Here is a 12,393-nt window from a genome sequence, read left to right as displayed (position 1 = left end):
TCCGACGTTGACTCGGCGGTTGGTGGATCTCGATCCGGCCGTGCATGCGGCGATCGGGGCCGAGTTGGCGCGGCAGCAGGGCACCCTGGAGATGATCGCCAGTGAGAATTTCGCGCCGCTCGCGGTGATGCAGGCGCAGGGGTCGGTGCTGACCAACAAGTACGCCGAGGGCTACCCGGGCCGCCGCTATTACGGGGGTTGCGAGCACGTCGACGTGATCGAGCAGTTGGCGATCGACCGCCTGAAGTCGCTGTTCGGTGCGGGGTTCGCGAATGTGCAACCGCATTCGGGGGCGCAGGCCAACGCCGCGGCGATGGCGGCGCTGCTGACCCCCGGTGATTCCATCCTCGGGTTGGATCTCGCGCACGGCGGTCACCTCACGCACGGGATGAAGCTGAACTTCTCCGGCAAGCTCTACGACGTCGCCGCGTACCACGTCCGCGAGGACGATCACCTCGTCGACATGGACGAGGTCGAACGCCTGGCCCGCGAGCACCGCCCGAAGCTGATCATGGCCGGCTGGTCCGCGTACCCCCGCCGCCTCGACTTCCCCCGGTTCCGGGCCATCGCCGACGAGGTCGGCGCCTACCTGATGGTCGACATGGCGCACTTCGCCGGCCTGGTCGCCGCCGGACTGCACCCCTCCCCCGTCCCGCACGCGCACGTGGTCACCTCCACCACCCACAAGACGTTGGGCGGGCCCCGCGGCGGCGTCATCCTCACCAACGACGCGGCGTTGGCGAAGAAGTTCAACTCCTCGGTCTTCCCCGGCCAGCAGGGCGGCCCGCTCGAGCACGTGATCGCCGGCAAGGCCGTCGCGTTCAAGCTCGCCGCCGAACCCGAATTCGCCGAACGCCAGCAGCGCACCCTGGCCGGCGCGAAGATCCTCGCCGACCGCCTGCTGCAAACCGATTCGCGGGCCGCCGGGATCAACGTCGTCTCCGGCGGCACCGACGTGCACCTGGTGCTGGTGGACCTGCGTGAGTCCGAACTCGACGGCAAGCAGGCCGAGGACCGGCTGCACCGGGTGGGGATCACCGTCAACCGCAACGCCGTCCCGTTCGACCCCCGCCCGCCGATGATCTCCTCCGGGGTGCGGATCGGCACCCCCGCGCTGGCCACCCGCGGTTTCGACGAGGCCGCGTTCACCGAGGTCGCCGACATCATCAGCCACGCCCTGCGCCCGGCCACCGACGAGGCCGGCCTGACCGCGCTGCGGGCCCGGGTCGACGCCCTCGCCGCCGCGTTCCCGCTCTACCCCGACCTCACGGAGACGAACTGATGACGACCCTGAGCTCCGGCACTGCGGCGACCCCGCCCGGTGCGCACCTGCCCGACCACCCGGACTTTCTGTGGCGTAACCCGGAACCGAAGAAGTCCTACGACATCGTGATCGTCGGCGGCGGCGGCCACGGCCTCGCGACCGCGCACTACCTCGCCAAGAACCACGGCATCACCAACGTCGCCGTGCTGGAGAAGGGCTGGCTCGCGGGCGGCAACATGGCCCGCAACACCACCCTGATCCGGTCGAACTACCTGTGGGACGAGAGCACCCGCATCTACGAACACGCCCTGAAACTGTGGGAGGGCCTCGAGGAGGACCTGGACTACCCGATCCTGTTCAGCCAGCGCGGCGTCCTCAACCTCGCCCACAGCCTGCAGGACGTCCGCGACAGCGTCCGCCGCGTCGAGGCGAACAAACTCAACGGCATCGACGCCGAATGGGTCGGACCCGACGAGGTCAAAAAACTCTGCCCCCTGGTCAACATCTCCGCCGACATCCGCTACCCCGTCCTCGGCGCCACCTACCAACCCCGCGCCGGCATCGCCAAACACGACTACGTGGCCTGGGGGTTCGCCCGCCGCGCCGACCAGGCCGGCATCGACATCATCCAGAACTGTGAGGTCACCGGCTTCGTCACCGACGGCAACCGGGTGACCGGGGTCCGCACCACCCGCGGCGACATCGCCACCGGGCAGGTCGCGCTCTGCGCCGCCGGGCACACCTCCACCCTCACCGACATGCTCGGCATCGCCACCCCCCTGCAGTCCCACCCGCTGCAGGCTTTGGTCTCCGAACTCCTCGAGCCGGTGCACCCGACGATCGTGATGTCCAACGCCATCCACGTCTACGTCTCCCAGGCCCACAAGGGGGAACTGGTGATGGGCGCCGGCGTCGACTCCTACAACGGCTACGGCCAACGCGGCGCCTTCCACATCATCGAACGCCAGATGGCCGCCGCCGTGGAATTGTTCCCCGTCTTCGCCCGCGCGCATCTGCTGCGCACCTGGGGCGGCATCGTCGACACCTGCCCCGACGCCTCCCCGATCGTCGGCCGCACCCCCTACGACAACGTCTACCTCAACGGCGGGTGGGGCACCGGCGGCTTCAAGGCCACCCCCGGGCTCGGCTGGTGCCTGGCCGACACCCTCGCCCACGACGAACCGCACGACTACATCGCCCCGTTCAGCCTCGACCGGTTCGTCACCGGCGCCCTCGTCGACGAGCACGGCGCCGCCGCCGTCGCCCACTAACCCACCCCCGCACACCAACCAGGAGTCAGCATGCAGTTGATCGAATGCCCGTGGTGCGGGCCGCGTGAGGAAACCGAATTCCACTACGGCGGCCAAGCCCACGTCGACTACCCCGAAGACCCGGCCGCGTTGACCGACGAACAGTGGGCGCAGTTCGTGTTCTTCCGCGCCAACCCGAAAGGCCTGTTCGCCGAACGGTGGTCCCATGCCGCCGGCTGCCGGCGCTGGTTCAACGCCGTCCGCGACACCGCCACCTACCGATTCCACAGCGTCTACCGCGTGGCCGAGCAGAAGCCGACGATATCGTGAACGCACCCTTCCGCACCCGCCAGGGCGGTCGCCTCGACCGCACCACCACCCACACCTTCACCTTCGACGGCCGCGAGTTGACCGGTCACCCCGGTGACACCCTCGGCTCCGCGCTGCTCGCGAACGGCGTCCACCAGATCACCACCAGCATCAAACTCGGCCGCCCCCGCGGCATCACCGCCGCCTGGGCCGAGGACACCGGCGGCCTGGTGCAGATCGAGGAACCCTTCCCCGAGCCGATGCTGCTCGCCACCACCATCGAGTTGTTCGACGGCCTCGTCGCCCGCGGCATCCCCGGCCAGGGCCGGCTCGCGACCATCCCGGACTCGGCGAAATACGACGCCACCCACCACCACACCGACCTGCTGATCGCCGGCGCCGGCCCGGCCGGGCTCGCCGCCGCCCTCACCGCCGCCCGCGCCGGCGCCCGGGTGGTGCTGCTCGACGAGCAGAGCGAAGCCGGCGGCGACCTCCTCGGCTCCACCGATCTGATCGACGGCGCCCCCGCCCTCGACTGGGCCGCGGCCGCCGTCGCCGAGTTGGCCACCTACCCGGACGTGCTGCACCTGCAGCGCACCACCGCGTTCGGCCACTACGACGACGGCTTCGTCCTCGCCCTGCAGCGCCGCACCGACCACCTCGGTGGCCAGGCCCCGGCCGCGGTCAGCCGGCAACGGGTCTGGCGGATCCGGGCCCGGCACATCCTCGTCGCCGCCGGCGCCCACGAGCGCCCCGTCGTCTTCACCGACAACGACCGCCCCGGCATCATGCTCGCCCACGGCGCCCGCACCTTCCTGCACCGCTACGGCGTCACCGTCGGCGCCCAGGCCGTCGTGTTCACCACCAACGACAGCGCCTACCAGGCGGCGATCGACCTGCACGACGCCGGGGTCCGCATCAACGCGGTCGTCGAGGCCCGCGATCAGGCACCCGCCCGCTGGCAGCATGAATGCGACACGCGGGGGATCCCCGTCCGCACCGCATCCGTCGTGTCCGGCACCCGCGGCAACGGCCGGGTCAGCCACGCCCTCGTCACCTCCCGCGACGACACCACCGGCACCCCGATCCCGCTCGCGTGTGACGCCCTGCTCGTCAGCGGCGGCTGGAACCCGGCCGTGCACCTGTTCTCCCAGGCCCGCGGCACACTGAAGTACGACGACACCCTGGGTGCGTTCGTGCCCGGCGAGACCCTCGACGGCGTCACCGTCGCCGGCTCCGCCAACGGCATCCTCGACCTCCCCGGCTGCCTGCGCGACGGCGAGAACGCGGGCCGGGAGATTCTGGGCGCGCTGGGCTTCACCACCCCGGACGTGGCATCGACCGCCGACAACTCCGGCGGTGCTGATTCTGCCGACGACGGTGGCCTGCCGCCGCTGGTGCTGTGGCGGGTCCCCGACCCCGCGGGGCAGGACACCCAGTTCGTCGACGTCCAACGCGACGCCACGGTCGCCGACCTCGCCCGCGCCGTCGGCGCCGGCATGACGTCGATGGAACACATCAAGCGCTACACCACCATCGGCACCGCCCACGACCAGGGCAAAACCTCCGGGGTCATCTCCTCCGGCATCACCGCCGAACTCCTGCACCGCCCGATCGAAACCCTCGGCACCACCACCTTCCGGCCCCCCTACACCCCGGTCCCGTTCGCCGCCCTCGCCGGCCGCGCCCGCGGCACCCTCTTCGACCCCGAACGGGTCACCGCCCTACACGACTGGCACCTCGGCCGCGGCGCCGTGTTCGAGGACGTCGGCCAATGGAAACGCCCCCGCTACTACCCACACCCCGGCGAGGACATGGACACCGCCGTGCTCCGCGAATGCGCCGCCGTCCGCGCCGGCGTCGGCATCCTCGACGGCTCCACCCTCGGCAAGATCGACGTCCAGGGACCCGACGCCGGGGTGCTGCTCGACATGCTCTACACCAACATGATGAGCACCCTCAAGGTCGGCATGGTCCGCTACGGACTCATGTGCGGCGTCGACGGCATGGTCATCGACGACGGCACCATCATGCGCCTCGCCGAGGACCGCTACCAGGTGTTCACCACCACCGGCGGCGCCGCGAAAATCCTCGACTGGATGGAGGAATGGCTCCAAACCGAATGGCCGCACCTGCAGGTCCGGCTCACCTCCGTCACCGAACACTGGGCCACCTTCCCCGTCGTCGGACCGCGCTCCCGCGACGTGATCGGGGAGGTCTTCGGCGACCTCGACGTCACCAACGACGCGTTCCCGTTCATGGCCTGGCGCGACACCACCCTCGCCGGCGTCCACGTGCGCATCGCCCGGGTCAGCTTCTCCGGCGAGCTCGCCTACGAGGTCAACGTCGGCGGCTGGCACGCCCCCGCCGTCTGGGCCCGCCTGATCGCCGCCGGCGACAAACACAACATCACCCCCTACGGCACCGAAACCATGCACGTCCTGCGCGCCGAAAAGGGCTACCCGATCATCGGGCAGGACACCGACGGCACCGTCACCCCCCAGGACCTCGGCATGAGCTGGGCGGTGTCGAAGAAGAAGGCCGACTTCATCGGCAAACGCTCCTTCACCCGGCAGGAAAACCAGAACCCGCTGCGCAAACAGTTCGTCGGCCTGCTACCCCTCGACCAGCACACCGTGCTGCCCGAGGGCGCGCAGATCATCGAACACCGCCCCGACGGCACCCTGCCACCGCCGCCCGTCCCGATGCTCGGGCACGTCACCTCCAGCTATATGAGCGCCGAACTCGGCCGCCCGTTCGGCCTCGCCCTCGTCAAGGGCGGCCACACCCGAATCGGCGACACCCTGCACGTCCCGGTGGACGGAAACCTCGTCGCCGTGCAGGTCACCGGCACCGTCCTCGTCGACCCCGAAGGAGCACGCCGCGATGGCTGACACCCTCACCCCGCTGAGCCCCCTGCACAGCTGGAACCACACCTTCGCGCACCTCCCCGACACGGTGCGCATCACCGAGGAACCCTTCGCCACCATGATCGACCTCTGGGTGAACCCCACCGGACCCGGTGCCGCCGCCGCCGCCGCCGTCCTCGGCGTCGACCTGCCCACCACCGCATCCACCGCCACCACCGGGGACACCGCCACCGCGATCTGGCTCGGCCCGGACGAATTCCTGATCACCACCCGCACCCAGTCCCCCGAAACCCTCGAAACCCAACTCCGCACCGCGGTCACCCCGCACGGCGGCGCAGCCATCGACGTCTCCGGACAGCGCACCACCCTGCGGCTGCACGGCACCCACGCCCGCGACATCCTCGCCAAGGGCTGCTCGATCGACCTGCACCCCACCGTGTTCCGCCCCGGAACCGCCGTGCAGACCATGCTCGGACTCGCCGGCGTCGTCCTCACCGCACTCGACGACACCGGCACCGACTACCGCATCCTGGTACGGGCCTCGTTCGCCCGCTACCTCGCCGACTGGCTCATCGACGCCGCCGAGGAATTCGGCGTCGATCCCGTGTAACGCGACAGTTCTCGGCCTGGGGGGCGACATGACGGCGTCCCCCGGGCCGATCTCTGCAATAAGGTTCGCACCACCTCACGTCCCGAGGTGATGCGCGAGGCAGTGACAAGCGCGTTCACACACCGATTCCGACGGACTGCCGATCCTCGACTCCGAGTACCTTGCACGACGACGCCGCCTTGACCAAGATCTCTTCGTACTCCTCCGCCGGATCGGACAGGGCGGTAATCGCTCCGCCGACGCCGAAGTGAACGTGCGTGTCGGTGACCACCATCGTTCGGATCGCCACCGACAAATCGGCGGTACCCGACAACGAGAGATATCCGATCGCACCGGAATACACTCCGCGCGCGGTCCCTTCGAGTTCGTCGATGATCCCCATGGTCCTGATCTTGGGGGCTCCGGTCATCGATCCCGCCGGAAACAGCGCCCGAATCGCGTCGACGACAGTCGCATCTCGGCGCAGACTGCCCCGAACCGTGGACACCATCTGGTGCACCGATGTAAACGTCTCGATTCCGAAGAGGATCGGTACGTGGACTGTCCCCTGCTCGCACACTTTCGAGAGATCATTGCGAACCAGGTCGACGATCATCAGATTCTCGGCCCGGTCCTTCTCGCTCCGGGCGAGAGCACGGAGCAGTGTGTCGTCCTCGTCGGCCGTGGCGCCGCGCGGGCGTGTTCCCTTGATCGGTTTCGATTCCACTGTCCGGTCGGCCCCGACCCGGAGAAACCGCTCCGGGGAGGCGCTGACCACCGACAGTTCCGGGAACGACAGCAGAGCAGCATGCGGCACCGGGTGTAGTCGCTTGATATTGGTGAAGATTCGTGGTGCATCGACGCCGAACTCGACGGTTGCCCTGTTGGTGAGACATACCTCGTACGTTTCGCCGGCGCTGATGAGTTCGAGGCACTCGCCGATCAGCGACTGGTACTCCGCCTCGCTGTTCCTCAGTTGGAATTCCGCTCCCGTCGGCCGCTCCGAGACAGCCGGTGGGCACACCGGGTCGACGGCCGCGTCTCGGCTTTCGATTGCGGCGGTCGCGGTCTCGAACCACGCATTGCTGCGCTTGTCGTTCGGGGCGGTGCTCAAACTCATGACGTACACACACCGTTGATCGTGATCGATCACCACGGCCCGGTCGGCAAAGATCAGGGCCGCATCCGGATGCCCGGACCGGTGTGCGCGAACTCCGCCGGTCTCCCCTTTCAGCTCGTAACCGAGGTAGCCGACGTAGCCGAGGTTGAAGTCGAAGGGAAGAGTGCGGTCCGGTTCCACCGCGCGAAGGCGCAGTTGTGCGTCGAGGTAGTCGAAGAGCGATCCCGCAATCTGCTTGTCGGGCAGCGACTTCCGGCTGATGCGCACTATCGAGGCGTCGACGTCGTAGGTGATGTACTCGGCGTGGGGACCGGAACAGTCCCCCATGATGGTGAAGCGGGAGCCCGGTTCGGGTTGGGCGCTGCCGTCGAGCCAGAAGGTTCCCGGACCGCTTCCGAACAGGGCATGGAACAGTTGTTCGGGGTCCGGGTAGCGGTCTATCCGTCGATACTCGACGGCAAAGCACGGCTGGTGGCCGCGAGGTGGCGGAAGCTGTTCGCGTTCCCGGCACTGGGTGTGCGGTTCGACCGCACTCGGTGCCGTGAGATCCCGGAAATTGGCGAACAGTTCCTTCCCGTATTCGCTGGAGATCGATTCGGGATGGAATTGGACTCCCCAGAGCGGCCTGCTCCGGTGCCGCACCGCCATGACCAGACCGTCTGCCGTCGATGCCAGCACCTCGAGGACGTCGGGCAGGTCCACCGCAACGAGCGAGTGATATCGCACCACGTTCATCGGCGACGGGAGTCCGCGGAATAGGTCGTGGCCGGTGTGCACGATCGGCGAGAGTCTGCCGTGCACGGGCTGCGGCGCCCGCACGATGTCGGCCCCGAACAACGCGCACAGGCCCTGGTGTCCGAGGCAGACCCCGAGGACCGGCAACCCTGCCTCGGCGATGACGCGGGCGCCGATCCCGAAATCGGACGGCTCGGTCGGCGTGCCCGGACCCGGCGAGATGACTACGTTGTCATAGGCCGAGAAGTCGATCGATTCCCACGGCGCATCGTTCGGTACCACGGTCGGACGCACCCCGTTGACGGCAGTGAGTAGTTCGACCAGGTTGTATGTGAAGGAGTCGTAGTTGTCGACCAACAGGGTTCTGACAGACTGCACCATCCATACACCTCCGCTTTCGATGCGACGGACGGATCGGTGGAATACTTTTAGTATACCGTGTATTAACTACTAGTATATCACTAGTTGGGAGTACGGCCATGACCCACTCGATTCCACGTCTGCATCCCGGACGCTCCTTCCGTGACGCCACCGACTACCTCTACCGACTGCCCCGGGGAGCAAAGAGCAGCGGCCTCGCCCGCGCAGGCGAGTTCTACGACCGGTTGGGGACGCCTCAGGATGCGGTGCGCACGGTGCACGTGGCGGGGACTGCCGGTAAGGGCTCGGTGAGCACCTTCCTGGCGTCGATCCTGGACGCCCACGGCTGGCGGGTCGGCGCGCACCTGTCGCCGCATGTCCGTTCGATACTGGAGCGTTTCCAAGTCGCCGGCGCACCGATCACCGAGTGCGCGTTCCTCGACCTCGTCGACCGCATCGCCCCGGTCGCCGAGGGCATGGCCGATTCGGACGTCGGGATGCCGACATTCTTCGAGGTGGCCAATGCCATTGCGTTCGCCCACTTTGCGAGCGTGCCAGTGGACTACGCGGTCATCGAGACCGGTATCGGCGGACTGCTCGACGCCACGAACACCATCCGCCGACCCGACAAACTCGCCGTGATCACCCGAATCGGGTTGGATCACACCGACATGCTGGGAGACACCGAATCCGCGATCGCCCGGCACAAGGCCGGCATCCTTCCGCGCGGCGGTCACGGCATCGCCCTGCGCCACCCCTCCCGTGAGGTGCGGCGCACAATCGCCACCGTGGCGCAGGAGCGTCGGTGCGTGCTCGATCAGCTCGACGATCGGGCGATCTCCTGCGACATCTCCGCCGCAGGCACGCACGTTCGATTGCACGACAGCGAGCCGATGAAACTCGGCCTGGAGGGCCGCCACCAGGGCGTCAACGCCGCTCTCGCGCTACGCGCCGCCGAGTTCCTCGCGGCCCGCGACGGCTGGTCTCTCGACCCCGCCAGGGTTCGAGACGGCTTGGCCGATGCCACCCTGCCCGGCCGGTTCGAGCGACGCACGACCGTCGACGGACAGCAGCTCGTGCTCGACGGTGCCCACAACGCGGTGAAGCTTGCCGCCCTCACGTCGACGCTGCAGGACCTCTATCCGGGGCAGCCCTCGACCTGGGTCCTCGCCTTCAAGGACGACAAGGATATCGACGCCGCTCTTGCCGCACTCGCGCCCTCTGCGGCAGGGATCGTGGCCACCGAGTTCCGCGAGACCGGCGGCGGAACCGGCGCGGCCTCCTGCATGCCCGCACGGAAAGTGGCGGAACGCGCTCGCGCGCACGGCTTGCGCTCCATCGCCGTCGAATGCCCCATCGAGGCGGTGACGATGGCGGGACTGGTCGCGGGCGACGCACCGGTGGTCGTCAGCGGCTCGTTCCTTCTTCTCAGCGCCGTCACGTCGGTGCTCGAACCGGCGCGGAGCGCACACCGCTGACACCGTCGACGGACACTTTCCGGAAGTTATCCGGACAATACTTGACCACACCCCCAACCTGACCTACCGTGGTACATCACTGATATATCAATCTGCTGATTTGCCGCTCCGGCGGGTCGGCTTTGTCCTGCGAAGACCTCCTCACTCCCGCTCAGTACACCGAGGAACTCGGCGAAGCGGATTGAGCGCGCAGTTCTTCCTGCTGCCTCCCCTGCTTCCACCGCGTGCCCCCGAGGTGCACAGACACAGGATTGTGATTCCATGACCATCAGCGTGTTCGACCTGTTCTCCGTCGGCGTCGGCCCGTCGAGTTCGCATACCGTCGGACCCATGCGAGCCGCCGCGCGATTCGTCTCCGACCTCCACACGCTCGGCGCTTTCGACGAAGTCGTCGACGTGCGAGTAGACCTGTACGGATCACTCGCGGCGACCGGCGCGGGGCACGGGACGATGTCGGCCGTGCTGCTCGGACTGGAGGGCTACCGTCCCGAGGAGATCGAGACCGAGAAGATGGAACAGCGGCTCGAGATCATGCGCAGCACCCGCCACATCTCGCTGGGCGGATCCCGCGACATCGCGCTCGCCGAGGACGAAATCGTGTTGCGTCCGTTGACCTTTCTGCCGTTCCACCCCAACGGGATGACCCTGTCCGCCTATGCCGCCGGGAACGTCGAGGTCCACAAGGAGACCTACTTCTCGGTCGGCGGCGGCTTCGTCGTCACGGAGGCGGAGAGCACCGACACCACCACCGCGGCGTCCCGTGGCCTGACGTACGGGTCCGCGAAGGAACTCCTCGAACTGTGCGACCGCTACGGATACAGCATCAGCGAACTCATGCTGTCGATCGAACGGGAGTCGCGGTCCACCATCGAAATTTACGACGGGTTGCTGCACATCCGCGACGTGATGGTCGAGTGCGAGCAGCGTGGCATCTCCCGCGACGGATACCTGCCGGGTGCACTGCGGGTTCGCCGACGCGCCCGCGACTGGTTCCTGCGTCTGGATGGCGAAGATCCGGATCGTGCACCGGAATTCGCGGAGGACTGGGTCAACCTCGTGGCGCTTTCGGTCAACGAAGAGAACGCCTCGGGCGGCCGGATCGTCACCGCGCCCACCAACGGCGCCGCGGGCATCATTCCCGCCGTGTTGCACTACGCCGTGCACTACACCCCGGCGGGTAAGGCCGACCCGGACGGCACCGCGATCCGGTTTCTGCTCACTGCCGGTGCCATCGGGTCGCTGTACAAGGAGCGGGCCTCGATCTCAGGCGCCGAAGTCGGGTGCCAGGGCGAGGTGGGTTCGGCGGCGTCGATGGCCGCGGCAGGTCTGGCCGAGATCCTGGGCGGCACACCGGAACAGGTGGAGAACGCGGCGGAGATCGCGATGGAGCACAGTCTCGGCCTGACCTGCGATCCGATCGAAGGTCTGGTGCAGATTCCGTGCATCGAACGGAACGCGATCTCGGCGGGCAAGGCCATCAACGCCGCCCGGATGTCGCTGCGCGGTGACGGTACCCACCGGGTCAGTCTCGACCAAGTGATCGAGACGATGCGCTCGACCGGCGCCGACATGCTCTCGAAGTACAAGGAGACCTCCACCGGCGGCCTCGCGGTCAACGTTCCCGTCAACTATGTCGAGTGCTGACCGGAAGGCAAGTTACTTCACCCGTTCCGCGTTGACGAACCTGCTCATCACGCTCGACGCAGTTCTGTATCACCAGAACGCGACCCGGGCCGCCGAGCAACTCGGAGTCTCGCAGCCGGCCATCTCGGCAGCCCTTCGCCGACTGCGCAGGCACTTCGACGACGAATTGCTGCGGCGGGTCGGAAATCGGTTTCAGCTGACGCCCCTGGGAATGGAACTGCGCCTGCACACTCGACTCGTGCTGGACGGCGTCGAACGCGCGATTGCGGTTCGTCCCTGCCGCACCGGATCATCTGCCGCAGGCGGAGCAGATCTTGACCGCACTGGACTTGATGCTGGTGCCGGAAGACCTCGGTCGAGACCTGCCAAGTGAGGAACTGTTCCACGACGAATGGGTGATCGTGATGGACCGGCACCACCCGTCCGCACCGCACGGACCCTCGATCGACGACCTACAGGCCCTCCCGTGGGTGCTCTTCCGGCACAGTCGAACCCCGGCAGATTCCGCGGCGCAACTGTTGCGCCTGAGGGGGATCGAACCCTGGGTGCAGGTCAGCACGGAGACGTATCTGACGGTGCCGCCTCTGGTTGTCGGCAGCGACCGTCTGGCACTGGTCCCCACACGCCTGTTCGACGCCGCCGTCGACAGTCGTGGGCTGGTGAGCCGCCCGTGCCCCGTCCGCCTCGCACCCCTGGTCCAGCGCATGTGGTGGCATCGGGTCCACAACTACAATCCGCAACACCGCTTCCTCCGGCACGTCGTCATGACGACTG

9 protein-coding genes and 1 pseudogene are annotated in these 12,393 nt (G+C 67.9%); 9 read left to right on the top strand and 1 reads right to left on the bottom strand.

Annotated features, from left to right (window positions below):
- The first annotated feature begins 7 nt into the window (after positions 1 to 7).
- From glyA to CJ179_RS12335, 5 genes are read left to right on the top strand one after another with little or no spacing between them, the layout of a single operon-like run.
- Positions 8 to 1,282, top strand: coding sequence for a serine hydroxymethyltransferase (gene glyA / locus CJ179_RS12355; RefSeq protein WP_095861684.1), 1,275 nt, complete (start codon positions 8 to 10; stop codon positions 1,280 to 1,282).
- A complete protein-coding gene (locus tag CJ179_RS12350) occupies positions 1,282 to 2,535 on the top strand; it encodes a sarcosine oxidase subunit beta family protein (protein ID WP_095861683.1) in 1,254 nt (417 codons plus the stop codon). The genes glyA and CJ179_RS12350 overlap by 1 nt, the downstream gene beginning before the upstream one ends.
- Positions 2,536 to 2,565: 30 nt before the next feature.
- The gene (locus tag CJ179_RS12345; RefSeq protein ID WP_074933911.1) at positions 2,566 to 2,844 is read left to right on the top strand and encodes a sarcosine oxidase subunit delta; all 279 of its coding nucleotides are present in this window, start codon (positions 2,566 to 2,568) and stop codon (positions 2,842 to 2,844) included.
- Positions 2,841 to 5,717, top strand: coding sequence for a 2Fe-2S iron-sulfur cluster-binding protein (locus CJ179_RS12340; RefSeq protein WP_095861682.1), 2,877 nt, complete (start codon positions 2,841 to 2,843; stop codon positions 5,715 to 5,717). The genes CJ179_RS12345 and CJ179_RS12340 overlap by 4 nt, the downstream gene beginning before the upstream one ends.
- Entirely contained in the window at positions 5,710 to 6,303 is a 594-nt protein-coding gene (locus tag CJ179_RS12335) for a sarcosine oxidase subunit gamma (RefSeq protein WP_095861681.1), read from the top strand. The genes CJ179_RS12340 and CJ179_RS12335 overlap by 8 nt, the downstream gene beginning before the upstream one ends.
- Before the next feature lie 115 nt (positions 6,304 to 6,418).
- On the opposite strand, the gene pabB is transcribed toward CJ179_RS12335, so the two are convergent.
- Positions 6,419 to 8,518, bottom strand: coding sequence for an aminodeoxychorismate synthase component I (gene pabB / locus CJ179_RS12330; RefSeq protein ID WP_095861680.1), 2,100 nt, complete (start codon positions 8,516 to 8,518; stop codon positions 6,419 to 6,421).
- A gap of 98 nt (positions 8,519 to 8,616) precedes the next feature.
- Here pabB and CJ179_RS12325 point away from each other — a divergent pair, with 98 nt between their 5' ends.
- The 4 genes and pseudogenes from CJ179_RS12325 to CJ179_RS52685 all read left to right on the top strand — a co-directional run.
- Positions 8,617 to 9,975, top strand: a complete 1,359-nt coding sequence (locus tag CJ179_RS12325; protein ID WP_095861679.1) for a folylpolyglutamate synthase/dihydrofolate synthase family protein — start codon at positions 8,617 to 8,619, stop codon at positions 9,973 to 9,975.
- 261 nt (positions 9,976 to 10,236) lie between these two features.
- Positions 10,237 to 11,619 (top strand): L-serine ammonia-lyase, encoded by a 1,383-nt coding sequence (locus tag CJ179_RS12320; protein WP_095861678.1) that lies wholly within the window; start codon positions 10,237 to 10,239, stop codon positions 11,617 to 11,619.
- A complete protein-coding gene (locus CJ179_RS53985; RefSeq protein WP_095861677.1) occupies positions 11,606 to 11,992 on the top strand; it encodes a LysR family transcriptional regulator in 387 nt (128 codons plus the stop codon). Before CJ179_RS12320 ends, CJ179_RS53985 begins: the two co-directional genes overlap by 14 nt.
- A pseudogene (locus CJ179_RS52685) lies at positions 11,952 to 12,278 on the top strand (LysR substrate-binding domain-containing protein); the annotation flags it as partial. The gene CJ179_RS53985 and the pseudogene CJ179_RS52685, both read left to right, overlap by 41 nt.
- Between the last annotated feature and the right edge of the window lie 115 nt (positions 12,279 to 12,393).

Source organism: Rhodococcus sp. ACS1, from assembly GCF_002300155.1.
Taxonomy (GTDB): domain Bacteria; phylum Actinomycetota; class Actinomycetes; order Mycobacteriales; family Mycobacteriaceae; genus Rhodococcus_F; species Rhodococcus_F koreensis.
The sequence above is the reverse complement of the archived record's forward strand: the minus strand, read 5'-3'. Positions and strand labels throughout refer to the sequence as shown.